This window comes from Actinoplanes ianthinogenes (assembly GCF_018324205.1).
In the GTDB taxonomy this organism is placed as follows: domain Bacteria; phylum Actinomycetota; class Actinomycetes; order Mycobacteriales; family Micromonosporaceae; genus Actinoplanes; species Actinoplanes ianthinogenes.
On the sequence record NZ_AP023356.1, the window covers coordinates 1,777,782 to 1,801,782 of the forward strand.

23 protein-coding genes and 1 riboswitch are annotated in these 24,001 nt (G+C 71.4%); of the genes, 10 read left to right on the forward strand and 13 right to left on the reverse strand.

Annotated features, from left to right (window positions below):
- Positions 1 to 243 precede the first annotated feature (243 nt).
- A complete protein-coding gene (locus tag Aiant_RS08175; RefSeq protein WP_229830497.1) occupies positions 244 to 1,482 on the forward strand; it encodes an MFS transporter in 1,239 nt (412 codons plus the stop codon).
- A 166-nt stretch (positions 1,483 to 1,648) separates the two neighbouring features.
- On the opposite strand, the gene Aiant_RS08180 is transcribed toward Aiant_RS08175, so the two are convergent.
- The 5 genes from Aiant_RS08180 to Aiant_RS08200 all read right to left on the reverse strand — a co-directional run bounded on the left by Aiant_RS08180 (position 1,649) and on the right by Aiant_RS08200 (position 5,593).
- Positions 1,649 to 2,710 carry a pectinesterase family protein gene (locus Aiant_RS08180; protein WP_245006647.1) on the reverse strand — a complete coding sequence of 354 codons (1,062 nt, stop codon included), beginning with the start codon at positions 2,708 to 2,710 and terminating at the stop codon, positions 1,649 to 1,651.
- Positions 2,711 to 3,022: 312 nt separating this feature from the next.
- On the reverse strand, positions 3,023 to 3,358 hold the full coding sequence (locus tag Aiant_RS08185; RefSeq protein WP_189332618.1) for a hypothetical protein: 336 nt from the start codon (positions 3,356 to 3,358) through the stop codon (positions 3,023 to 3,025).
- A 234-nt stretch (positions 3,359 to 3,592) separates the two neighbouring features.
- Complete coding sequence (locus tag Aiant_RS08190) at positions 3,593 to 4,123, reverse strand: DUF6114 domain-containing protein (RefSeq protein ID WP_189332617.1); 531 nt, start codon at positions 4,121 to 4,123, stop codon at positions 3,593 to 3,595.
- 2 nt (positions 4,124 to 4,125) lie between these two features.
- Complete coding sequence (locus tag Aiant_RS08195) at positions 4,126 to 4,731, reverse strand: DUF6230 family protein (RefSeq protein ID WP_189332616.1); 606 nt, start codon at positions 4,729 to 4,731, stop codon at positions 4,126 to 4,128.
- A 130-nt stretch (positions 4,732 to 4,861) separates the two neighbouring features.
- Positions 4,862 to 5,593: a TetR/AcrR family transcriptional regulator gene (locus Aiant_RS08200; RefSeq protein WP_189332615.1), complete on the reverse strand. Its 732-nt coding sequence runs from the start codon at positions 5,591 to 5,593 to the stop codon at positions 4,862 to 4,864.
- 173 nt (positions 5,594 to 5,766) lie between these two features.
- Here Aiant_RS08200 and Aiant_RS08205 point away from each other — a divergent pair, with 173 nt between their 5' ends.
- Positions 5,767 to 6,654, forward strand: coding sequence for a hypothetical protein (locus Aiant_RS08205; protein ID WP_189332614.1), 888 nt, complete (start codon positions 5,767 to 5,769; stop codon positions 6,652 to 6,654).
- A gap of 17 nt (positions 6,655 to 6,671) precedes the next feature.
- Positions 6,672 to 7,328: a Tat pathway signal sequence domain protein gene (locus Aiant_RS08210; RefSeq protein ID WP_189332613.1), complete on the forward strand. Its 657-nt coding sequence runs from the start codon at positions 6,672 to 6,674 to the stop codon at positions 7,326 to 7,328.
- A gap of 21 nt (positions 7,329 to 7,349) precedes the next feature.
- Here the strand turns inward: Aiant_RS08210 and Aiant_RS08215 are convergent, their stop codons facing one another.
- Both Aiant_RS08215 and Aiant_RS08220 read right to left on the reverse strand, forming a co-directional pair.
- Positions 7,350 to 8,138 (reverse strand): SAM-dependent methyltransferase, encoded by a 789-nt coding sequence (locus Aiant_RS08215; RefSeq protein WP_189332612.1) that lies wholly within the window; start codon positions 8,136 to 8,138, stop codon positions 7,350 to 7,352.
- A gap of 136 nt (positions 8,139 to 8,274) precedes the next feature.
- Positions 8,275 to 8,580, reverse strand: a complete 306-nt coding sequence (locus Aiant_RS08220; protein WP_189332611.1) for a hypothetical protein — start codon at positions 8,578 to 8,580, stop codon at positions 8,275 to 8,277.
- Positions 8,581 to 9,007: 427 nt separating this feature from the next.
- On the opposite strand from Aiant_RS08220, the gene Aiant_RS08225 reads away from it, so the two are divergent.
- Both Aiant_RS08225 and Aiant_RS08230 read left to right on the forward strand, forming a co-directional pair.
- Positions 9,008 to 9,541 (forward strand): nucleotide sugar dehydrogenase, encoded by a 534-nt coding sequence (locus Aiant_RS08225; RefSeq protein ID WP_229830554.1) that lies wholly within the window; start codon positions 9,008 to 9,010, stop codon positions 9,539 to 9,541.
- 396 nt (positions 9,542 to 9,937) lie between these two features.
- Positions 9,938 to 11,311 (forward strand): glycoside hydrolase family 43 protein, encoded by a 1,374-nt coding sequence (locus Aiant_RS08230; RefSeq protein WP_189332610.1) that lies wholly within the window; start codon positions 9,938 to 9,940, stop codon positions 11,309 to 11,311.
- 383 nt (positions 11,312 to 11,694) lie between these two features.
- Here Aiant_RS08230 and Aiant_RS08235 read toward each other — a convergent pair whose 3' ends face one another.
- On the reverse strand, positions 11,695 to 12,138 hold the full coding sequence (locus Aiant_RS08235; RefSeq protein ID WP_229830495.1) for a methyltransferase family protein: 444 nt from the start codon (positions 12,136 to 12,138) through the stop codon (positions 11,695 to 11,697).
- A 91-nt stretch (positions 12,139 to 12,229) separates the two neighbouring features.
- On the opposite strand from Aiant_RS08235, the gene Aiant_RS08240 reads away from it, so the two are divergent.
- On the forward strand, positions 12,230 to 12,898 hold the full coding sequence (locus Aiant_RS08240; RefSeq protein WP_189332609.1) for a TetR/AcrR family transcriptional regulator: 669 nt from the start codon (positions 12,230 to 12,232) through the stop codon (positions 12,896 to 12,898).
- 41 nt (positions 12,899 to 12,939) lie between these two features.
- Here Aiant_RS08240 and Aiant_RS08245 read toward each other — a convergent pair whose 3' ends face one another.
- From Aiant_RS08245 to Aiant_RS08260, 4 genes are read right to left on the reverse strand one after another with little or no spacing between them, the layout of a single operon-like run.
- Positions 12,940 to 15,879, reverse strand: a complete 2,940-nt coding sequence (locus Aiant_RS08245; protein ID WP_229830493.1) for a helix-turn-helix transcriptional regulator — start codon at positions 15,877 to 15,879, stop codon at positions 12,940 to 12,942.
- Complete coding sequence (locus Aiant_RS08250; protein ID WP_189332608.1) at positions 15,876 to 16,328, reverse strand: VOC family protein; 453 nt, start codon at positions 16,326 to 16,328, stop codon at positions 15,876 to 15,878. The genes Aiant_RS08245 and Aiant_RS08250 overlap by 4 nt, the downstream gene beginning before the upstream one ends.
- A gap of 8 nt (positions 16,329 to 16,336) precedes the next feature.
- The gene (locus tag Aiant_RS08255; RefSeq protein WP_189332607.1) at positions 16,337 to 17,692 is read right to left on the reverse strand and encodes a dihydrolipoyl dehydrogenase family protein; all 1,356 of its coding nucleotides are present in this window, start codon (positions 17,690 to 17,692) and stop codon (positions 16,337 to 16,339) included.
- Complete coding sequence (locus Aiant_RS08260; RefSeq protein WP_189332606.1) at positions 17,679 to 18,209, reverse strand: hypothetical protein; 531 nt, start codon at positions 18,207 to 18,209, stop codon at positions 17,679 to 17,681. The genes Aiant_RS08255 and Aiant_RS08260 overlap by 14 nt, the downstream gene beginning before the upstream one ends.
- Positions 18,210 to 18,436: 227 nt before the next feature.
- A riboswitch (cyclic di-AMP (ydaO/yuaA leader) is annotated at positions 18,437 to 18,615 on the forward strand.
- Here Aiant_RS08260 and Aiant_RS46445 point away from each other — a divergent pair.
- Positions 18,614 to 19,168: a LysM peptidoglycan-binding domain-containing protein gene (locus Aiant_RS46445; protein ID WP_189332605.1), complete on the forward strand. Its 555-nt coding sequence runs from the start codon at positions 18,614 to 18,616 to the stop codon at positions 19,166 to 19,168. It overlaps the preceding riboswitch by 2 nt.
- 174 nt (positions 19,169 to 19,342) lie before the next feature.
- Complete coding sequence (locus tag Aiant_RS08270; protein ID WP_189332604.1) at positions 19,343 to 20,578, forward strand: GDSL-type esterase/lipase family protein; 1,236 nt, start codon at positions 19,343 to 19,345, stop codon at positions 20,576 to 20,578.
- A gap of 79 nt (positions 20,579 to 20,657) precedes the next feature.
- Here Aiant_RS08270 and Aiant_RS08275 read toward each other — a convergent pair whose 3' ends face one another.
- Positions 20,658 to 21,452, reverse strand: coding sequence for a hypothetical protein (locus Aiant_RS08275; protein ID WP_189332603.1), 795 nt, complete (start codon positions 21,450 to 21,452; stop codon positions 20,658 to 20,660).
- Positions 21,453 to 21,616: 164 nt separating this feature from the next.
- Here Aiant_RS08275 and Aiant_RS08280 point away from each other — a divergent pair, with 164 nt between their 5' ends.
- Entirely contained in the window at positions 21,617 to 22,666 is a 1,050-nt protein-coding gene (locus tag Aiant_RS08280; protein ID WP_189332602.1) for a hypothetical protein, read from the forward strand.
- A 488-nt stretch (positions 22,667 to 23,154) separates the two neighbouring features.
- On the forward strand, positions 23,155 to 23,706 hold the full coding sequence (locus Aiant_RS08285; protein WP_189332601.1) for a hypothetical protein: 552 nt from the start codon (positions 23,155 to 23,157) through the stop codon (positions 23,704 to 23,706).
- The last annotated feature ends 295 nt before the right edge of the window (positions 23,707 to 24,001 follow it).

Consider the following 24,001-nt stretch of genomic DNA (forward strand, 5'->3'; position numbering starts at 1 on the left):
CCGATTTCACCGGCGTTTTTTCAACGTAACCGACAAAGGGATTCGTCGCCAGTCCGGGATCGGGTGAATGCCGTGTCAATGGATCTGTCGGTGATTCACAGAAATGCGCATATGAGCACGTACGAATGGGTGACGGGCCGCCATCTCGCGCCTATTCACTCACGCTCGCAAAAACTGCGATGTGTCTATTTGCCACCCGGCAACCACTTGCAAACCGTACGTACGTCTTGTTAGATCTCCGGTATGCGTGTGCTCCTCCTCGCCACGCTGGTCAACGCGTTCGGCAACGGCGCCTACCTGACGACCAGCGTGCTGTTCCTGACCACGGTCGCCGGGCTCAGCCCCGCGACGATCGCCATCGGACTCAGCGCCGGGGCCGCGGCCGGGGTGCTCGCGATGACGCCGCTCGGCTACCTCGCCGACCGATATGGACCGAGACGGCTGTCCATCCTGGCCATGGTGGTGCTCGCGGGGGCGTACACCGCCCTGCTCGGGGTGCACTCGGCGGTGCCGTTCACGCTGCTCTCCTGCGTGATCGCGGTGGCCACCGCGCTGGCCAAGGGCGCCAACGGGGCGCTCGCCGCCGGCGCCGTGCCGGCGACCGAGCGGCTGCGGATGCGGGCCCGGATGCGCAGCCTCACCAATGCGGGCATGGGCATCGGCACACTCGCCGGGAGCGGTCCGCTGCTGATCCAGGGCCATGCCGGGTACGTCGTGATCCTGCTCGCCAACGCGCTGACGTTCCTGGCCGCGGCCCTGTTGCTGACCCGCGCCCCGCAGGTCCCGCCACAGGTGACCCCGGCCGGCGGACCGCGCCTGGTGGCGTTGCGGGATCGGGCGTTCCTGTCCTTCGCGGCGCTCGACGGGCTGCTCACCAGCACCTACAACGACCTGCTCGGCCTCGGCCTGCCGCTGTGGCTGGCGACCCGGGCGCACGCCCCGCTCTGGCTGATCTCGGTGGCCCTGGTGATCAACACGGCCGGATGCGTGCTGCTCCAGGTCCGGATGGCCGGCGGGGTGTCCGGGCTGGCCGCCGCGCGCCGGTCCGCGCTGCGCGGCAGCCTGGTGGTGGCCCTGTCCTGCGCGGTGATCGCGGCCGGCAGCGATCGATCACCACTGCTCGCCGGCACGCTGATCGGGCTGGCCGCCGTGATCCACGTGCTCGGCGAGGTGTGGCTGTCCACCGGCAGCTGGGGCATCGTCTTCGAGCTGGCCCCGCCCTGGGCCCAGGGTCAGTACCAGGGCGCCTACTTCGCCGGCCGCGGCCTCGGCGACATGGTCGCGCCGCCGCTGGTCACCGCCTGCGTGCTGGGCCTGCACGGCTACGGCTGGCTGCTGCTGGGCCTGCTCTTCGCGGGCGGTGGCCTGCTCTACGGTCCGGTCACCCGGTGGGCGGCCGCCACCCGCCCCACCGTGCCCGCCGAAGAGGCGCCCCGCCCCGATCAGCCGATGGTGACGGTGCCACCCGGACAGGGTGACTGAGCCGGTGTCGATGACGGCGACCGCACCGGCCCGGCTGCCGGCGCGGCCGCGCCGGCCCACGCGGTCGCGCCGGCAGCGGCCAGTGCGTCGGGCCGGGCCCTTCGGCCGGTCGCGGAGGTGCCTTCCACGATCGGCGCGGGGCGGTCCGATGGCCGGCAGAGCGCGATCAGCAGTAGGGGTGCCAGTCGTCGGAGCCGGTCAGGAAGTCGGCGACGTCGTTGCCGGCGGCCTCGGCGGGGGTGAGCTGCGGGCGGTCCGGGGACGTGAGCGCGCCGGGCCCGGTGTTGCGGTACTCGGCGAGGCGGGCCTCGGACCAGGGCCAGGTGCCGAAGTCGCTCCAGGCGGTGGCGCCGATGTGCGCGCCGATCCAGGAGTTGCGGATGATCGTCTGGCCGATGGCGTTCGGGTCGTTGCTCGGATGCCAGGGGCGGCCGAGGTACACGGTGCCGGCGGGCGCGTCGGACGTGAGGCGGCAGTGGGTGAACAGCAGCCCGTGCGGGTTGGTGATGTCGGTGCTCGGCGCGGTGACGTAGCCGTTCGGGGTGCTGCCACGGTTGAGCGAGTGCACCCGGCAGCGATCGAAAACGGCCGTGGCGCGGCCGAAGATGAAGTCGACGTCGCCCTCGACGTAGCAGTCGCGGAAGGAGGCGCGGGCGACGACCCCGGCCGCGGTGCTGTTGACGTAGAGGGTGTCCTGGTTCGCCAGGAAGCGCACCCGCTCGAAGATCAGTTTGTCCGCGCGGGTGAGGACGGCGACCGCCTGCCGGTTGGTGATCTCCGGGTGCGCGGCCTCGTCGAACAGGTTGGCGAAGGTCAGGTTCCGCGCGCGGAACCCGGCGCCGTTGACGGTGACCGAGGCGCTGCCCGAGGTGCCCCACGGGGTGCCGTCCGGCTTGAGGGTGCCGTTGGCCCGGTCGTCGGCGATCAGAACCTCGGCCGGGGCGCGGCCGAGGCCGCGCAGTTCGAGGTTCGTCTTGTCCGCGGGCACGATGACCTGGCCCAGGTAGCTGCCGGGCCGGACCCCGATACGGTACGGCGTCAGCGCGCCGGCCGGCGCCGCGTCGATCGCCGCCTGCACGGTCGTGACGTCGCCCCCGCCGTCGGCGGCGACGATCAGGTCGAGGCCCGGATCATGGCCAGGACGGGCGTTCGCCGGGCCGGACCAGGCGACGGCAGCACCGGCGCCGAGCGTGGCGGAGAGTTCGAGGAAGTGTCGTCGGCGCATCATGGCCTCCCGGCCCTAGCTGGGGGAAAGGGCTTTCCTCACGGCACCGTAGGCGACCCGATCCAGCCTCGTCAATGGATCGCGCACCACGACGGCAATCCGGGTGTCGCGCGGTCCCGATCGGGCTCTAAGCTCTGAGGCACTCCATATCGAACAGCGCCGATGCCAATCCCCGGGAGTCGAAGCGGGGCATTACGAGATCACCTCGTCCGGCGGCGGCCTCGACTTCGTCACCGACGGGAAGCCTCGGCGAGCCGAGCCTGACCGACGGGAACAGGACGGGCCGTCGGGCCCGCCCTGTTCCACTCCGGTGGGTCAGCAGTATTCGCGGAATCCCGCGCGGAAACCCCGCGCGAATCCGCGGTCATACCCCTGCTCGTAATCGCTGTTGCGGGCACGCAGGCCCGCGGCGCCTCTCATCGGCTCGGTGCAGTCGTCCTCGGCCGCCTGCCAGCCGTCGCGATAACCGTCCCGGTAGCCCTGGCGGTAATCCCGGTCGCCGGCGCCGACACCGACGCTCCCGCTGGTGGCGAGGACCGCGGACGGCACGGGTGCGGCCGCGGCGGGCGACACGGCAACGCCCTGCACGATCCCGATCCCGCCCAGAAACAGCAGGGTCCCGGTCACGGCGCTCATTTTACGGATGCTCATCGTCACGTCTCCCCCCGTTGCGATGCCAAGCCTTCGGGCCCGGCACCTGAAAAATGTACGCCGCTGTTTCGGAACCGCTGCCGAACAGCGATTTCCGCGCCATTTTTCGGAGACGGGGAGCGCGTTTGCGGACACCGTTCGCAGCCCGGCCGAATTCCGGTTCCCCCGTTCGGCCGGGCAGACCGGCCGAACGTCGGAAAGGGGCTGGGCCGGCGGGATGAGGGACCGAGCGGCCTACTGGGGAGCCGGCTTCTGAGTGACCGGCGCCGCGGATTGACCGGAGCCGGGCAGAGGCGGGAAGGCCGCCGGCGGGCCCTCGGTCGCCGGACCGGACGCGGCCGCGTCGTCCGGGGCTTCCGCGCCCGGCGGGGCCGTGGGCTCCGCGGAGATCGGCGCCCAGGCGAACCCCAGCGCCCCGCCGACCAGCGTCAGCAGCAGACCGATGAGGAATCCGCCCATGTTCGAGGTCAGAAAGGTGCCGAGCCCGCACACCATGGCGATCAGCGCATAGAACACGTGCTGCGCCGGATTGAGGATGAGCAGCACGCCGAGCAGAATGATCACGAATGGCAACAGGTAACCGATGAAATTCTGCATGCCGACGTGCAGCACCACGCCCAGCGGCGCCCAGACCGTCATCAGGATCTCGGTCCCGCCGAGCAGGACCAGCAGCCCGCCCCAGAACGGCCGGCTGCGGCGCCACGTCCGGAAGCCCCGCCAGGCGCGGGCGCCCGGCGAGACTCGATGCGTTCCGGTCCCGGACACGGTCAGCAGCCGTCCGAGGTGAAGGACATGCGCAGGTTGGGCAGGTGGAAGGTGACCGCCGTGGTGGCGTAGTTGTTCTGCCGCACGTTGGTGATGGTCACCTCCTCGGCCTGCTGGCCGAAGACGCCGATCGCCCCGGTCTTGCCGGGCACCCGGTCGAGCGTGCTCGCGTCCTGGCCGATGTCGATGTTCTTGAAGTCGCCGTTGCCGCTGATCATGTCGGAGTCGACGACCAGCGTGTCGGCGGTGACCTTGTTGCTCGCACTGCCCGCGGTGAGCTTCATGTTGATGCCGCCGAGCTCGATGCTCTGGCACAGCCCGTCGAGCTGGGCGTCCCTGATCGCGGAGACGATGACGACCACCTGGCCGCCGGTGTCACCCTCGTTGGGGCTGCCCGGCGCCATGTGGTCGAGCTCCGCGTACTGCTCGAAGCCGTAACCGTGCAGTTTGGGCGAGGTGACGGTGAACGGCATGCCGGAGATCGAGAAGGACGCCGCGAGCACCCCCTTGCCGGTCAGCAGGATCAGGCCGGTCATCGCCGCGAGGCCGCCGAGCAGCATCGCGGTGAACCGGCGCCAGCGGGTCCTTCCGAGACGTGTAGGGGACATGACTCTCCTCATCACGCGCGGCCGGCACTGCGGATGCCGCCCAACGCCTCGTTATTGGCGTTTCTCGATGGATTTCGGGAAAGTTACGCCGCAGTAACAGAGGCGTCAAGCTGAGCCGCACCTGATTCAGTCAGTGAAAAACCCCGTCGGTATCTGACGCCGCGCACGGCGCGACCACCCGGTCACCGCCGGCCTGGACGGTCAGCTCGGTGGCGGCCGCGTCGCGGCCCACGAACGGCGCCATCATGAAGTAGCTGAGCATCGGCAGCAGCTCCGGCAGCGCGGTGGCCCGGCCGGCCGAGACGTACCCGTAAATCGTCGAGTAGACGCCGCCCACCACCGTGTCGACCAGGCCCTCCGGCACCTCCGGCGCCTCCTTGAAGAACCGGGAGAACCGGCCGAGCAACTCGGTGCGGTCCCGGCGGGCGAGCGGGCCGGCCGCGTCGATCTCGACGATCGCCATGGCGGCGAACGCCGGCACGCTCGCCAGCACGTCGAGCAGCACCTTGAGCGCGGCCCGGGCGCCGGCCCGCCAGTCGGCGGCGTCCGCGTACGCCTCGTCCATCATCCGCAGCACCACCCCGGTCCCGTGCCGGTAGGTGTCCAGGAACGCGTCCTCCTTGCCGGCGAAGAGCGCGTAGAACGCCGGACGGGTCACCCCGGCCGCCGTGCAGATGTCGCTCACTCGGGCATTCACGTACCCTTTCTCGGCGACCGTGTGCACCAGCGCGTCGAACAGCCGCTCCCGTTGCGTGGCGGCGATGACCTCGGGCGGCAGCGATCGCGGGCCGCGTTTGATGGCGCGGGCCGGATCACGTCCCGCCCGGGCGCCCGGCAGCGGACTGAGTACTGGTTTCGTCATCGTCGTCCCTCAATGTCTTGACATGGCATACCGCCGGGGTTTTTTATACCGTGAGGTACGGATCTCGATGGTGCGTGAGGCGGGTTCCCCCAGTATCGCCTCCCACTCAAGTCCCGGAACGCTGCGGAAACGGCCGGGTACCCGTCCCACCGAGTCCCCGAAGGAGTGACGCCATGAAAGCGTCACGAGTCCTCGTCGCCGTGGCCGCCATCCTGGCACTCACCGCGACACCCGCCCAAGCCGCACCCGGCGGCGCCTACGCCGGCCTGGACAACTGTCCGCTCACCTCGGCCACCATGAAGGACCCGACGAACCTCCAGGTCGGCTGCGTCCACTCGGTCACCACCGGCGGCAGCGTGACGATCGGCGCGAACGTCGTGCCGCTGGACAGCCCGATCACCATCCAATTCGGTGTCTACTGGCCGGCCGACGCACCGGTCCGCGAGTTCCCGGACGGCACCGTCGCCAACGTCTACTCCACCGTCCCCGCCGCCAAGGGTAAGACCCTGGTGGCCAAGCCGTTACAGGTGTCCATCCCCGGCATCGCCAACATCATCCCCGGGGTGACCAGCGTTTTCGCCCAGGTCGAGCTGGCCGGGTCGATCACCGGCTTCGTGCCGCTGGCCACCGGCGAGGACACTCCGGTCTTCGTGCTGCCGGTCAAGCTGCACCTCTACAACGCGCTGTTCGGGACCAAGTGCTACATCGGCTCGGACAGCAACCCGATCAGGTTCAGCCCGACCACCGGCACGACCAGCCCGCCGGCCCCGAACCAGCCGATCACCGGCGATCCCGGGACGCTCACCGTGGTGCCCGACCCCAACGGGTTCGAGACGCTGGGCGTCGGCTTCACCGGCGCGACGCTGGTGGACAACGCTTATGGCGTACCGAAAGCGAATGGTTGTGGCCTGATCCCGGGCAGCCTGGACGCGCTGATCAACCTGGCCTTCGGACTTCCCTCCGCGCCCGGCAAGAACGCCGTGGTGTTCAGCGGCAACAACACCGCCTTCGCCCTCTCCCCGAGCCTGGACGACCTCACCGGGGCGCTCGCCGCCTCCTGACCGAAAGGTGCACCCCCATGCACAAGTTCCGGATCACCGCCGCCGTCCTGAGCGGCGCCACCACCGCCCTGCTGTTCGCCGCACCGGCGATGGCCGACGACCCCGCCGTCCTGACCACCGACAGCCTGGCCGGCCCCGCGGTCGCCGTCGGTGACACCATCTCGGCCGGCATCGTCGGCGGCAGTCAGGCGGTCTTCGCCACCGCGCCGGGCGGCGCCAACGGCATGAAGTGCACCACCTCCAGCTTCAGCGCCGTGGTGAACGACAACCCGGCGGCGCCCGGCGCCGCCGCGCTCGGCTCCACGCTCGCCGTCTCCGGCTGCACGGTCACCGGCGTCCCCGGGGTGACCGGCGTCAACAGCGTGACGATCAACAACCAGCCGTACGCCACCACGGTCGCCAGCGACGGCACCGTGACGGTCACCGGCACCGACGCCGCGCCGATCTCCGCGACGCTGAACCTGAAGTCCCTGCTGGGCTCGGTGATCTGCAACTTCGTGGCGACCGGCAACACGATCACGGCGGTCGCCGACAACACCGACAACTCGATCACGTTCACCGATCAGCAGTTCACCAAGTCGAGCGGCCCGGCCGCGTGCGTGGCCAACGGCTACTTCACCGCGAAGTACACCCCGGTGGTGAACTCCGCCTCGTCCCCGATCTTCGTCAACTGATCCCCGGGTGGCCCGCGGGTCTCACGGCTTGCGGGCCACTCCCCCATAGAGCGCCACCTGCGCGTCCGTGAACGGCGTCGCCTCCTCGGGACGCCAGCGCAGGATCGGGACCACGCCCGGCTCCACCAGCTCCAGGCCGTCGAAGAACCCGGCCACCTCGTCCCGGTCGCGCAACCGGGTGGGAATCCCCTGCGCCCGCATCACCGCGGCGAACTTGCCCCAGGACACCGGGTCGTAATCCGCGGTGATGTGCGAGATCACCAGGTGGCTGCCGCGCGGCACGGCCGCCATCAGCTTGGTCACTATGTCGTACGGCTCGACGTCGTCCTCGATGAAGTGCAGCACCGCGAACAGCAGCACCCCGACCGGCTCCTCCAGGTCCAGGGTCTCCCGCAGCTCCGGCGCGTCCAGGATCTCCTCGATCCGGTGCAGGTCACCGTCCACATAGGCGGTCCGGCCCTCCGGGGTGCTGGTCAGCAGCGCCCGTCCGTGGGTGAGCACGATCGGGTCCCGGTCCACGTAGACCACCCGCGCCGACGGGTCGACCTGCTGCGCCACCTCGTGCACGTTCAGCGCCGTGGGCAGCCCGCTGCCGATGTCCAGGAACTGCCGGACTCCCTGCCCGGCCAGGTAGCGCACGGTGCGCCGCAGGAACGCCCGGTTCTGCAGCGGGGCGGTCGCCGCGTTCGGATTGACCCGCAGCCCCTCGGCCGCCGCGGCCCGATCCGCCGCGAAGTTGTCCTTGCCCCCGAGCAACACGTCATAGACCCGGGCCGGATGCGGCCGCCCGGTGTCCAACGCCTCCGCCACGAGCCCCTCCAAAGATCCACACCCGACGATGCCCAGCCCAGGATAGGCCCCGGAATCGCCTGGCGGCGTTCCCGGCGCGCGCGAGGTACCTGGGATCGTGGGGACTACGAGCGCACCCTGAAGCGACGGCGGCGAGTCAGCTCTTGCCGTCGGCCTGTTCCTGCTGCTGCTGTTTGCGCTGGAGGCGGCGCTCCTGGAGGCGGCGCCAGCGGTCGTAGACCTCGAAGGCGGCGGCGGGCGGCTCGGCGGCGCGCCCGGCCTGCCACTGGCGGGGCAGGAAGGCCTCGGCGCCGGCCCACAGCAGCTCGCTCATCGGGACGGTGCCGCCGTGCAGCTTCATCAGCTCGGCGGCCACCGCGACGGCGTGGTCGCTGCGCCGCCAGCGCTCCACCATCGACTGGCCGTGCAGCAGGTCGTCGTAGTCCTGCGGATCCAGGTCCATCCCGGCTTCCCCTCACCGTGTGTAACCATGTGCCAACTGGCGTGTTGCCGGAGAGTGTGCTGCGGAGACATCCGAGATCAACCGGCCGTAGGCGCTACACCCTGCTGCGATGGACCGCTCGTGTCAAGGTCGCAGGTCACGTCCCGGTTACCCCGCGGCAGGGGCTCATCCATACGGTCAGTGACGCCCGGGCTCAAGGGTCTGACCATAAACCGACAGCGGAATCGCCCGAGCGGAACGAAAAACACCGATCGGAGTACCACCGGCGAGCGATTACCGAAAGAGCCGAACTGCCTTACGGTTCTTTCTCGTCCGATCTCTCGCAAGGAGTGCTGCCATCGCCACCACGCCCCAGCCCGCCGGGCACGGCCACCGCGTCGCCGTCGTCGGGCAGGACCGCGCCGGACTCGCCCTCGCCCGCACCGCGATCGCCGCCGGGCACACGGTCGCCGGTTTCGACCACGACCCGGAGGTCGTCGCCAAGCTGCGCGCCGGCCGGTCGCCGCTCGGCGACGCGCTGACGGCCATGCACGAGACCGGGCGGTACCACGCGACCGACGACCCGGACTGGCTCGCCGGCTGCACCGTCTATCTGATCGCCGCGCCGGTCCCGCTGCGCCGCGGCCGGCCCGACCTGAGCCTGGTGCTCACCGCCGCGGACACCGTGGCCGGCCACCTGCGCGACCACGACCTGGTCGCCCTGGAGTCCTGGGTCACTCCGGGCACCACCCGGGGTCTCTTCCAGGACGCGCTCGCGGCCCGCAGCAGCGCCCGGTATCACCTGGCGTTCTCCCCGGAACGGCACGGCCGCGCGAAGCTGGTCGGTGGCGTCGACCGCCGCTCGACCCTGGCCGCGACCGCGTTCTACCGCACCATGTACGACGTGGTCGTCGCCTGCGCGACCGCCGAGGAGGCGGAGTCCGCGAACCTCGCGGCCGCTTCCGAACGTCGCTCCGCCTGAGCCGTTCCACCTCGGGCGAACCCACCGCGGCACCCTGATCGAATTCAGTCAGGCGCCGCGCCCCGGGAAGCCCCGCGGCCGTCACCGATCCCCGTTCTCAGCCCTGGTGACGGCTGAACGGCCGGGCAGGCCACCGTCGCGGTCCCGGCGACCGTGGCCGGCCCGGCCGGACGGACTCCGGCCCGCGCTCACCGGCTGAGGGGGCGAGCGCGGGCCGGGCCGGTTGCCACGACGCCGACCCGCCGGCGTCCTTGACAGCGCCGCAATCTGAGCGCAATCATTCAGAAACTTCGAACCACTGGCGACTTCACCCCAGGTCGCTCCCCCCTGCCTTCACTCCGGCACATCCCCGTGCGCGCTGAATTGTTAGCGCTAACAGCCACCGAGGAGCCCCGCATGAAACGTCGTGACCTGCTGGCCGCCGTAGGCGGCGCCACCGCCGGCGCGCTCCTGCTGCCCGCCGCCGCCCGGGCCGCGACCTACTCCGGTTACGCCATGGCCTACTTCACCGAGTCCCCGTCGATGGCCGCCGCCAACTACGGCCTGCACCTCGCGGTCAGCGGCGACGGCCTGAACTGGACACCGCTGAACCAGAACAACGCCGTGGCCACGCCGGCCCTGGGCAGTAAAGGCCTGCGCGACCCGTTCCTGCTGCGCAAGCAGGACGGCACGTTCGTCGTCCTGGCCACCGACCTGAACGGCACGGACTGGTCCTACCAGAGCCAGTACCTGCACGTCTGGGACTCCGCCGACCTGCGCACGTTCAGCAACTACCGGCTGCTCAAGGTGCACTCGCTGGCCACCCACGCCTGGGCCCCGGAAGCTTTCTGGGACGCCTCGCGCGGCCAGTACGGCATCGTGTACTCCGCGGTGAACAGCTCCGGTCACAACGTCCTGATGATCAATTACACCAGCGACTTCGTCACGGCCGGGTCGCCCGCCGTCTTCTACGACCCCGGGTACGACGCGATCGACGGCTCGTTCGTGACCGTCGGCGGCGTGAACTACATGTACTACAAGAACAACACCAACAGCACCCTGCTCGGCACCAGATCGTCCTCGCTGGGCGCCGGCTCGTTCAGCATCTACTCCGGCGCGATCACGCCCGGCCGCGGGGTCGAGGCGCCGCAGATCAGCAAGTCGAACACGTCCGACACCTGGTACATGTGGGGCGACACGTGGAGCCCGAACGGCCGCTTCTTCTGCTGGCAGACCACCAGCGTGGCCGGTGGCTCCTGGACCTTGCTGAACGACCGCTCCTACACCCAGCCGCTCAACGCGAAGCACTGCGGCATCGTCCCGATCACCGCGACGGAGCTGTCCGCCGTGACCGCCAAGTGGGGCACCCCCACCTGGAACCGGGTCAAGTCCTACAACTTCCCGGGCCGCTACATCCGGCACGCCGACAACGTGGGGCGGATCGACGCCTATCCGTTCGACCCCTACCAGGACCAGCTCTGGACCCTGGTCCCCGGCCTGGCCGACACGTCCGGCGTCTCGTTCCGCTCGGTCAACTATCCGGACCGATACCTGCGCCACTACAACTACGCCATGGTCCTCGACACCAACGACGGCACCAGCACCTTCGCGGCCGACGCCACCTTCCACAAGACGCCCGGCCTCGCCGACTCGTCGTGGACGTCGTTCCGCTCGCACAACTATCCGGACCGCTACCTGCGCCACGCCAACTATGTCCTGCGCATCGACCCGCTCACGTCCGCCTCCGCGAGCGGCGACAGGCAGGACGCGACCTTCAAAATAACCTTCTAAACCATATTTTGTACGCTTTGCGTCGTCGCCAACCGCATCAGCGCCGTCCCCCACGTACCGCGCGAGGCAGTCCCACCCCAGACCGATCAGCGACGCACGGGTGTGTCCCGGGGCACCGCGACGCCCGCCGTTCCCCGGACCGACCCGCGACGCACGGATGTCCCGGGCCTCCGCGACACCCACCCCACCCCGGACCGCCTCGTCCGCGTCCCCCACGGCCGGGCAGGCGGGCTGCGGACGTACCGAACGCCGGGCCGCGGCGAGGAGGACGCGGTAAGGAATCGGTCGCCATCAGAACCCGGCCAGGCCGGCGCATGGAGCACGAACCCGGGAAGCAGCGACGACGGTACGGGTCCGTATTCCTGGTCGAGGCTCCGAGACTGCTAGAGCCACCGCCGCACGCGGGACTGATAGTCGGTGTAGGCCCGGTCGAACCGCTCGGTGAGATACCGCTCCTCGGGCCGGATGACCAACTGGCGCACGGCGACGATCACGAGCGGCCACAGCACCACCGGCCACCAGGAACCGAACACCAGGGCCAGACCCAGATAGGCGACGGCCAGGCCGGTGTACATCGGATTGCGCGACAGCCGGTAGGCGCCGCCGGTGAGCAGGGTGGCAACCGGGTGGTGGGGCACGATCGTGGTGCGGTGCCGGATCACCGCGGTGACGCCGGCGAAGGTCAGCGCCAGCCCGAGCGCGGTGAGCACCGCCCCAGCGACCGCGATGCCCGAGCCCCCACCGAGCGGGAGTGCAACCACGCTGTTGATCGCCATGCCGCCGGCCAAACCGGCGGCGTAGTAGAACGGCGGCGGTATGAAGATCACCCGAGCGCCTCGCTGTGCTCCCGCAGTAGCCGACATCGCCTCGCCCTTCGGTAGAGTCCAACTCTAACCAATAGAGCACTACACTCCTGCGATGACTGTCAAGCGCCGGTACGAGTCGGCACATCGACAGGAGCAGGCTCGGCAGACGCGCCGGGCGATCCTGGACGCGGCGGCGGTCCTGTTCGTCGAGCCCGGCTACGCGGCTACCCCGCTGACGGCTGTCGCGGCGGAGGCCGGGGTCGCGATCCAGACGGTGTACAAGGTCTTCGGCAGCAAGCAGGCGCTGCTCTCGGCCCTGGTCGACGTCACGGTGGCCGGCGACGACGAGCCCGTCGCGCTGCCCGACCGCCAGTTCGTCGCGGACATCCGGGCGCTGCCCGAGGTGCGGGCGAAGCTTGACCGTTACGCACGCCACCTGGTCGACACCCACGCCCGGCAGGCCCAGGTGATGCTCGCCCTCGCCGCGGCGGCGACCGCCGATCCCGAGGCCGCCGCGATCTGGCGCAAGAACGCCGACGACCGCCGCACCGGGATGAGCATGTTCGCGGCCGAACTGGTCGCGACCGGCCGGCTGCGGCCCGAGCACACCGTCGACACCGCGGCCGACGTGCTGTGGCTGGCCATGGACGTGCGCAACTACGACTGGCTCGTGCGCCAGCGAGGCTGGCCGCCCGAGCGCTTCCGACGCTGGTACGTCGACACCGTCGCCGCGGCTCTCCTCCCCGCGCCCGGATCGCCGGCACCGGCGGAGAGCGCGTGATCAAGCGCCGGCTCACCGGCCGGTGAGCCGGATCGCGGGACTCAGGCGCGGCCGACGGCGGTGGGCAGCTCGCGGCGGGACGTGATCCCGAGCTTGGTGAAGATTTTCCGGAGGTGCCATTCCACGGTGCGGGGACTGAGGAACAGGACCGCGCCGATCTCCGGATTGGTGCGGCCGGCCGCTGCCAGCCGGGCGATCTGGGACTCCTGCGGGGTCAGTTCCTCGGCCGTCCCCGGGGATCGCTTGCGGACGGTCTCGCCAGTTGCGGTCAGTTCACGGCCGGCCCGCTCGGCGAACGCCTCGGCGCCCATCGTGGTGAACGCCTCATACGCCGGGCGGAGCTGGTCGCGGGCATCGCCGCGGCGGTTGGCGCGGCGCAGCCACTCGCCGTAGAGCAGGCGGGCCCGGGCGAGCTGCACCTTGTGACGGCTCGCGGCGAACTGGGTGACCGCCTCCTGGTAGGCGCTCTCGGTGTCGTCGACCAGCGCGTCGGCGAGAGCCCGCACCCCGCGTGCCCACGGGGTGTCAGCAGCCGCGGCCCGGGCCACCAGACGGTCCCGTGCCTCGGCCGCCACCCGCGGTGCACCGGCCCGGACCGCGGCCTCGACCAGTTCGCCGAGGGTCCACTGGAGAACCGCGAGGTCCTCGTAGGCCGCCGCCTCCTGCGCCGCGGTCAGCGCCGCCGCATAGTCACCGTGCCCGTTGTGCAGGACCGCCTTGCTGTACCCGGCGGTGCTCAGCAGCCAGCCGACGCCGCCGGCCGTCGCGTCGCGGCTGAGTTCGTCGATCAGGGCGAGCGCCTCCTCGGTGCGTCCCCGGAACGCGGCCAGGATGCCGGCGCTGGCCGGGTGCGGCGCCGGGCCGGTGGCGCGGGCCAGTGCGGCCGCCTCGTCGATCAGGTCGGAGGCGTCGGCGAACCGCCCCGCGTAGATCAGCGCGGTCGACCGGAAGGTGAGCGCACCGGGCAGCCGGGACAGCACCCCGGCGGCGCGGGCGAAGGCGACCGCCTGCTCGGTGCGGTCCTGGAACGCCTCGTCGTCGAACACCTCGTGGACCAGCATGCCGGTCAGCCAGAGCAGGTCCAGTTCGCTGTCCGCCGGCACCGCGGCCAGCGCCTCGCGGAACGCCGGCACCGCCGCGGCATGCCCCTCCCGATGCCAGATGATCAGGCTGGCCAGCAGCAACCCGGCAGGCTCGTCCCCGACCGGAGCCGCTGCCGCGGCTTCGATCGCGCGCCCCAGCACACCAGCATCAGCGGGAGCAGCCACGGCATCGCCCGCACGATCCAGCGACCCGACACCGCCCGCACGGTCGACGGAACCGAGCCGGCCGGCGTTGATGGCCGCGCCGACCGCGGACAGATACGTCTCCCGGGCGGCGGCCGGGTCCAGGCTTTCCAGGCGACGGGCGGCGGCGAGCAGTGGCGGGACGATCTCGTGGCCGGTGTTCAGGACGAAGGCCACCCGGGCGCGGAGACGCTCCACGCCGGCCTGCTGGACCGGATCGAGCGGGCCCATCTCGACGGCCGCGAGCAGGTCCGGGACCGCTGCCGCAGCGCCGGATGCGAGCCGGGCCTGGGCCGCGGCCAGCATCCGCGCCGCTCGCCGGTTCCGGTCCGGCGTGAGCTCGGCGGCCCGCTCCAGGAAAGCGGCCGCAGCGGCCCGGCCGCCCCGCGCCAGCGCACGGCCGGCCGATCCCTCCAGCTCGGCCGCGACCGCCTCGTCCGGGCCGACGGCGGCGTGGCCGCGGTGCCAGGCGCGCCGGTCCGGGTCCCGGTCCGCGTCGGTGACCTCGGCCAGCGCCCGGTGCACGGCCCGCAACTCGGCGGCATCGGCGCCACGCCATGCGGCAGACCGCGCCAGCGGGTGCCGGAACCGCACCCGAGCTCCGATCTCGACCAGCCCGGCGGCCTGGGCCGGGCCGGCCGCGTCCGGGCTGATCCCGAGCCGCTCCACCGCCCGCCAGAGCAGCGTCACGTCACCGACCGGTTCGACCGCGGCGGCCAGCAGCAGCGTCCGGCTGTCCGCGGGCAGCGCGGCGATCCGCCGCTCGAAGCCCCCCTCGACCCGGCCGGCCGGCGACGAAGCCCCGGCCCCGAACGACCGGACTCCGGCCTCGAACGACCGGACTTCGACTGCGAACGATGCGGCCTCGCCCGCAGACGACGAAGCCCCACCCGCAGACGACGCGGCCCCACCCGACGACGAAGCCCCACCCGCAGGCGACGCGGCCCCACCAACAGACGAGGCACCGGCCGCGAGCGACGAGAGCCCGGGCGCGCCGAACCCGAACGCCGGATCCATGTCGCGGGGCAGTTCGAGCAGGGCCAGCGGATTGCCCCGGGTCTCCGCCACGATCCGGTCGCGGACCCGGGCGTCGACCAGGCCGGGCAGCACGGTAGCCAGCAGGGCGCGGGCGTCGGCGTCCGGCAGGCCCTCGACGCGCAGCTCGGGCAGGCCGGTGAGCAGGGCGTCGTCGGCCGGGGTGCGGGCCGCGAAGACCAGGGCGACCGACTCGGCGTCGAGCCGGCGGGCCACGAAGGTGAGGATCACCTCGGACATCCGGTCCAGCCACTGGGCGTCGTCGACGACCACGATCAGGGGCTGCTCGACGGCGGCCTCGGCGAGCAGGCCGAGCACGGCCAGCCCGATCAGCAGCGCCTCGGGCGGCCGGCCGGCGGCGAGGCCGAACGCGGTGGCGAGGGCGAGCCGCTGCGGCTCGGGCAGCCGGTCCAGGTGCGGCAGCAGCGGGGCGACCAGTTGGTGGAGGGCCGAGTACGCCAGCTCGGTCTCCGGCTCGACACCGGCGGCCCGGACCACCCGGCCGGTCGGCGCGTGCCCGGCGAGGTAGTCGAGCAGCGCCGACTTGCCCGCGCCGGCCTCGCCGCGCAGCACCAGGACCCGGCTCTGACCGGCCCGGACGTCCTTGAGAAGTCTGTCGAGCTGGTCCCGCTCACGGACTCGCCCCCGCAGTTCGATCACGCGGCGACACTACTCGCGGCCCGCTCGCTGACCTCCTGCAGCAGATAGCCGTTGCCGTCCGGGTCACCGAACGACGCGAACGAGCCGTAGGACGACCGCCCCGGGTAGAGGCCCGCGGCCCGTTTCGTGGTGCCCGCATGGTGGAAGACGCCGTCCGCGTCGTGGAAGATCTCGCTGACCTCGACGCCCCGGGCCAGCAGCTCGGCGCGGGCCTCCTCGATGTCCCGGACGATCAGGTGGACGTTCTCCAGGGTGCCGGGACGGGCGGTGCCGATGCCGACCCCGAAGACGATCGAGCAGCTCGACCCGGGCGGGGTGAAGTGCACCACCCGGAAGTCGTCGCCGCACACGTAGTCGAGGTCCTCGCGCCAGCCGAGCCGGCGGTAGAACCGCTTCGCCCGGTCGACGTCGCTGACCGGCACGGCGATCAGCTCCAGTCGATAGTCCATGGTGGTCCTCAGATCCCGAGCGCGTTGAAGAGGTACAGCCACACCTCGCTGCGGGTGGGAAAGGCCGGAACGGCGTGCCGCAGCCGGCCGAGCGGGACCTCGCCCACCACGGCGACCGTCGCGGCCTGGAGGAAATCGGCGACGTTCGAGCCGGTCAGGGTGACGCCGACCAGCACGTTGCGGTCGGTGTCGACGAGGAACCGGCTGGTGCCGCGCGGCCCGCCGGTGAACGCGCCGCCGGCGTTGCCGTCGGTCGGCAGGTCGACCACCCGGACGGTCAGACCGGCCGCGGCGGCGGTCGCGGCGGTGTGCCCGACCGCGGCGACCTGCGGCTCGGTGAAGATCACTCGCGGTGATCCCGGGCCGTCGGCGAGATGCTCGGCGGCCATCGGCTTGCCCAGGATGTCGCCGGCCGCGATCGCCGCCTGATATTTCGCCATGTGCGTGAACAGCGCCTTCCCGTTCAGGTCGCCCACCACATAGAGCCAGCTCAAGCCGGGGATCCGCATGTTCTCGTCGACCCGCAGCGCGGTGACGCCGACGGTCTCCAGCCCGAGGTCCGCCGCCTGCGGCGTGCGCCCCGCGGCCACCAGGATCTCCGCCGCCCTCACGGCAGTCCCGTCACTCAGGGTCACTTCAACATCAACACCGGTTCGGCGTACGCCCTGAGCCCGCGCCCCGAACCTGATGTCCACCCCCTGCTCCACCAGCGACTGCGCCACCTGCTCCCCGGCGAACGGCTCCTCCCGCGGCAGCAGCCCCCGCTTCCCCGGGATCAGGGTCACCCGCGAGCCGAGCGACGTGAACGCCTGGCTCAGCTCGGTCCCGACCACGCCCCCGCCGATCACGATCAGCGACTCGGGGACGGTCGGCGTGGTGACCGCCTCGCGGTTGGTCCACGGCTCGGACTCGGCCAGCCCGTCGATGTCCGGCAGCGCCGCCCGGGTGCCGCCGGCCAGGATGACCGCCTGCCGCGCCTCGAGGGTCTCGTCGCCGACCTGGACGCGTTTCTCCCCGGCGAGCCGGCCCCACCCGCGGATCAGGGTGACCCCGCGCTCGGTGAGCCAGGGCACCTGCCCGGCGTCGTCCAGGTTGCCGATCAGCTCGTCGCGGCGGCGCAGCACCGCCGCGACGTCGAGGTCGCCGGTGACCGCGGCGGCCACCCCGGGCGTGCGCCGGGCCTCGGCGAGCAGCTCGCCCGGGCGCAGCAGCGCTTTGGACGGTATGCACGCGTAGTAGGAGCACTCGCCGCCGACCTTGTCGGCCTCGACGATCGCCACGTCCAGCCCGGCCTCGGCCAGTCGTCCGGCCGCCACCTCGCCGCCTGGTCCGGCGCCGACCACCACCACATCAAAGCTTCGCATGCGGTCCATGGTCGTCCGGCCGGTACGTCGTTCGCCCCAGGGGGTGGCCCTGGGCGGTACCCGGGGACTCCCGCGGCGCACCCGGCCGGATGTCGGTGAAGGTGTAGCACGCCTCGTCGTCGATGGCGTTCGGGACCGGGTCGACCGTCAGCGAGGCGGGCAGACCGGCGGCGTCGGCCTGGAACTCGATCACGGCGTCCGGTCCGGCCGTGTCGACCTCGGCGAGCAGCTCCGTGATGGCCGGGTAATGGGTGACGTCCTGGTTGCTGTCCGGGCCGAGGGGTTCCCCGGTGGCCGCCGCGCCGTCGACGGCGATCCGGTATCGGCCGATCAGCGCCCGCTCGCCGCAGGTCGAGGTGAGGACGTAGGTGTACCGCGACGGCAGGTTCGCGGCTGCCGCGTGGACGGCGTCGCGCGATGCTCCGGGCGTACCGGAAAGGGTGTTGCCGCACGCGGACAGCGTGAGGGCGGAGATCGCGGTGAGCAGCGCGGTTCGGCGCCGGCGGAGAGCGGCCATGCGCGGTTTGACGCAGCGTGACCAGCGGCGGTTCCGCCCTTTCTGCCGTTCGTGGGGGATGCCGGGAGGACGGGCGGATCACCGGTTTCGGAAATGCCTGGCTTTCCGGGGCACGAACAAGATCAAATCGGGCAAATACCGTGAAGAACGTCACTAAAGGCCGTCAAAAACTTGGATGAACGACCGGGGCTGTGGTTACCGTCGGTCGTCCCGCGATGGCGGGCACTGTGGACGGACCGCCGAATCCTGCCGCCGATCCACAGACTCGATGAAAGGGCAGGAGCGGGGGAACCACCGTTTTCCGGCGCTGGGACAGCGCCTTGGGGTGAAGCCGCCACGTGACGCGCGGCCGGGCCGATCTGCCCGAACCCGACAGCTCACCTCGCAGGCGTGGAGGATCATCCATGTCTCGGATCGGTAGACGAACGCGCCTTGCTGCCCTCAGCCTGGTGGCCGCCGGCGTGACCGGAGCGGGCGTGCTGCTCGCGCCGGCCACCCCGGCCCTGGCCTCCAGCGTCAACTGGGACGTGGTCGCCAAGTGCGAATCGGGCGGCCGCTGGCACATCAACACCGGTAACGGGTATTACGGCGGCTTGCAGTTCAGCCGCGGCACGTGGCTCTCGAACGGCGGGGGCAAATATGCCTCGACCGCGGACAAGGCCACCAAGGCCGAACAGATCAGGATCGCCGAGAAGCTGTACGCCAAGCGCGGGTTGAGCCCGTGGCCGGTGTGCGGCAAGAGGTCCGGCGTCCACAAGAAGTCGACCCCGTCGCACACCCCGAAGAAGAAGAAGGTGAAGAGCTCCGGGAAGACCTACGTGGTCAAGTCCGGTGACACCCTCGCCAAGATCGCCCGGAAGTACCACATCAAGGGCGGCTGGCGGACCCTGTACGCGCTCAACAAGAACAAGCTGAGCAGCCCGAGCCGGATCTACCCGGGTCAGCGCATCCGTCTCTGACAAGGTGATCCCCGGTCATGCGGCCGTCCGGACGGCCGCATGACCGGACCGAGGCACGTGTCCGGCATCCCCATCGGCTGACACCCGGTGATCCTTGTCCCTGCTGACAGCTCCCGCACATGTCCGGATGTGAGGATGTGCGGCGGAAAGCGGGCAAGGAACACGGGGGAACAGATGCGGTGGGTCATGGCGGCCGGCGTGATGCTGCTGGCCGGGGGATGCGGGACCGCGACGGCACAGGCCGGCCCCTCCCCCGCATCCGTCTCGCCCTCGGTGGTCCCGGCATCACCGCCGGCCTCCGCGGCACCGGGCTGGGTCGCCACCTGGGGCGTCGCCATGACCGACGGCGGCCAGCCCTTCACCCGGCAGACGGTGCGGCAGATCGTGCACACCAGCGTCGGCGGGGACGGCGCGCGGTTGCAGCTCGCCAACACGTTCGGCCGGACGCCGCTGGTCGTCGGCGGGGTGCACGTGGCGCGGCGGGCGACCGGGAGCGGGATCGACCCGGCCACCGACACCGCGGTCACCTTCGGCGGCAAGGCCACGGTGACCGTCCCGGCCGGTGCCACGGTGACCAGCGACGAGGTCGCCTTCGCCGTGCCGGCGGACACCGACCTGGCGGTCAGCCTCTATCTCCCGGCGGCGACCGGCGAGACGACCCGGCACCCGCTGGGCACGCAGAACAATTACATCGGTACGGGCGACCAGCTCACCGCCGCGACGATGCACAGCGTCGAGACGTCGAGCAACTACTTCTTCCTCAGCGGCCTGGACGTGCTGAACAGCGCGGCGGACGGGACGATCGTGGCGTTCGGGGCGTCGATCACCGACGGGCTCGACTCGGCGTTCGGGGCCAACCACCGGTGGCCGGACCTGCTCGCCGACCGGCTGCGCGCGGCCGGGCGCACGATCGGCGTGGTCAACACCGGGATCAGCGGCAACCGGCTGACCGCCGACGGCAAGGACGGGCGGGGCGAGAGCGCGGCACACCGCTTCGAGCGGGACGTGCTCCGGCGGACCGGGGTGAAGTGGGTGATCATCGCGGACGATCCGCTGAACGACCTGGGCAGCAGGCATCCGCCGGGCGTCGACCAGATCGTCGGCGCGTACCGGCAGCTGATCGCTCGCGGGCACGCGGCCGGGATCACGGTGATCTGCTCGACGCTCACGCCGTTCGCCGGGGCGGACTACTGGAGCAGTCGCGGGGAGCAGGGGCGCGCCGCGGTGAACGCCTTCGTCCGCGGGACCGGGAGCGGCTGCGACGCGGTGCTCGACCAGGACACCGCGACGCACGACCCGGCGGCGCCGACCCGGTTCCTGCCCGCTAACGACTCCGGCGACCACCTGCACCCTGGCGACAAGGGCATGCAGGTGATCGCCGGAGCTGTCGACCTCGACTGGTTCCGCTGACCTCAGCCAGCCGCCGCCAGGAGGAACGACGTGCGGGAATGCGCTTTCCGCGCCAACCTACGGCACCGATTCCGATCCGTCAACGCGCGTCGGCCGGCACCAGTTTGCGGCCGAACTCGACGTTGTCCAGGTCACCGTGGAACTGATCGGTGTCCACATCGGTCTGCGCCGCGTTGATCCGCTTGCCGCCGATCACCACGAAGCCGCTGGGCAGGATGTCGGCGAGCGGGCTCGTCTGCTGCGCGGGCGGCAGCAGCTGGCGGCCGGTGAGCGGATCGTGCACCCGGATCTGGAACAGCACCGGGGAGAGCCGGATGCAGGTGACCCGGTACCACCGGCCGACCGTCATGGTGAAGTCGTCCGGGCCGGCCGGGAGCAGGACGAAACGGGAACCGTCCGACCAGCGGCAGGACGGGCGGCCATAGTCGACCTGGAGCTTCCACTGACTGAGACCGGCGCCGGCCGCGCCGAACTGGAAGACATTCATCCCGGCGTCCGGCGACGGCGTCTCGGTGAGCCGGACGTCCGCGCCGTAGACGAACCGCCCCTCACCGTCGTCGCCCGGGACCAGCGTGACGGTGCTCGACGGGCGGATGATCGCCTGTGGACAGGGCACGGCGGTGGTGCAGCTGCCGCCCGGGAAGCGCAGGATGCGGTTGCCGTCCGGCTCGGTGACCGAGGTCACGAAACCGCCGGCGCCGCCGAGAATGGCGCCGTCCAGGTGGTTGCCGCTGCTGTCGGCTACATGGGACGGATCGGTGAGATCGCCGAAATACTGGAGCTCCAGGTGGCCGGGCGGGGGTGCGGCCAGGGCCGGGGTGGCGGTCAGGACGGCGGCGCACAGGGCGCCGAGTGTGGTGCGCAGAAGTGCCATGTCTCGGAGTGGACCGGATTCACAGGTCGGACGGGCAGCGAATCTGTGCGACTTCCGGTTGAATGACCCCTTTCCGGTTGCTCGTTGAACCGGATCCGTCACACACCGGTACTCCCAGGTGACCGGCCGGACATCTTCCGCCTGACTGACGAAGTAGGTGCACCATGACGTACCCGGACCCGACCGCCGGACCCAACCCGGCAAGCTATCCGCCGCCGCAGGCGGACCAGGACGGCTGGCCGGCCGTCACGCCCCGCCCCGCCGCGCCGGGCCAGCAGCAGCCGGGGGCCTCCGCTTATCCCGGATCTCCCGCCTACCCGGACGCTTCGGCCTATCCCGGCTCCTCCGCTCATCCGCAGCAGAGCGGGTCGGCCGCGGTGCCGCATCAGTACAGCCCGCAGCAGTACAGCGGCCCTCCGGCGAACCAGTACCCGCCGTACAGCACCTCGCCCGGCCAGTACTCCTCCACCTCCGCGGACCAGTACCCGCCGAGCCAGTATTCGTCGCAGCCGGGCGGCTCCGCGGGCCAGTACTCGCCCCAGTCCAGCGGCCAGTATTCGTCGCAGCCGGGCACCTCCGCGGGCCAGTACTCCTCGCAGTCCGGGACCTCCGCGGGTCAGTACCCGCAGTCCAGCGCTCCGGCGGGCCAGTACCCGCAGTCCAGCGCCCCGGCGGGCCAGTACCCCCAGTCCAGCGCCCCGGCGGGTCAGTACCCGGAGCAGTCCAGCGCTCCGCCGGCGGGCCAGTACGGGCAGCACTACGGCACTCCGCCGGCCAACCAGTACCAGCAGTTCGGTGCTCCCCAGGCCGACCAGCACCCGCAGCCGTCCAGCGCACCGCCGTTCGGCGCTCCCCCGTCCAGCGCACCGCCATTCGGCGCTCCCCCGGCCGGCCAATACGGTCAGCAGAGCGGCGCCTACCCGCCCGCGCCGGGCCAGTACGGGCAGCAGCCGGGCACCCCGGCGCCCTATCACCAGTGGACCGCCGAGGGCGACCTGTCCAACCCCGCGCAGCAGCAGATCAAGCGGGCCGAGGCCGCCGCCCAGGGTAAGCGCGACATCACCGTCGGCAGCATCTGGCTCGGCGCCGGCATCTTCATCACGCTGGCCACCATGGCGTCGGGTGCCGCGGTCTACATCGTGGCGTGGGGCCCGATGCTCTACGGCCTCTACCGCCTGATCAAGGGCATCATCGCGGTCCGCCGAGCCGACTGATTCTTTCGGTACGCCCGGAGCATCCGTCCCGCGCCACCCCACGCGAGGCCCGGCCCACCCGGGACCGCCACGCGCCTCCGCCGCCTCCGCCACGGGAGCCGGCACCCGACTTGCGCTCAGGGCCGTTGAGCACCTCCGAGAACGGCCCTCAGCGCGAGCCGACAACCCGCGCTCGAACGGCGCTCAACCGGCCCGGAGCCCAAGCCGATAAGCCCCAACCATCCGCACGCAACCGGCGCCAAGCCCAAGCCGATAAGCCCCAACCATCCGCGCGCAACCGGCGCCAAGCCCAAGCCGACAAACCGCAACCATCCGCCGCGCAACCGGCCTTCAGCGCAAGCGACACCCCGCAACCGACCACCACCAACCGGCCCTGGCGCGAGCCGGAACCCGAGCGCCGCTCGACGGCCGTCGTCACGGGCTACCGCCGGCTGAATACTGGCTGAATGGCTGGTCACGGGCTTGTCGGGCTGGGAAATACTCGGCCGGTGATGAAGATCAACTCGGCGGCGGGAGCGGCGGGATCGGTTACCTATCAGGTCCGGCGGTCGGGGATGGCGCTCCGGATGGTGACGATCCTGGCGGTGCTGCTTCCGGTCGGGTTGGGGTTGTCATATGCGCTGCTCTCACTCCTGGGGCACACCGCCCACCTCTGGCAAGCATTGCGCGACACCGTTCTGATCTTCCTGTTCACGCAGGCCGGTGTCTGCGGGCGGCTGCTGATCGGGCGCAAAGGGCAGCGGTTCGCCTGGGTGCGGACTTCGGACGCCGGCCTGGCGTTCGCCGCCTATCGGCGGGCGGCACGGTTCGTGCCGTGGACGGCGGTGCGTTCGGTGCGGGTGCGGTGTGCCGGGCCGCTGGCCGAACTCGTCATCACCCCGGAGACGGTGGACGCGGTGATCGTGATGGAGGGTGGCGTGCCGGCCCAGCGTCCGGTGCGGCGCCGCAGGGCACCGGCGTTCGTGGTCGACATCGGGATGATGCGGCCCGGCAACGCGGCGATGCTCGCTGAGATTCACGACCGGCTGTCCCGGGCGTAGCTCCGGGCCCGGCGAAACCCGCGGGCCGACGGACCGGAAAGCGGAGCCGACTGCGGGACGCACGGACCGACAGGACCGGGAACCGGCGCGCGACACACGGGCCGACCGAACCGGAATCGGCGCGAGACGGGGGCGCACGGACCGACCGGACCGAGAACCGGCGCGAGACGGGGGCGCACGGACCGACCGGACCGAGAACCGGCGCGGCAAGTGGGACGCATGGATCGACAGGACCCGGAACTGGCGCGGGATGCGGGACCGGCGACCGGGAGCCGGGATTCAGCCCGGCGGTCGC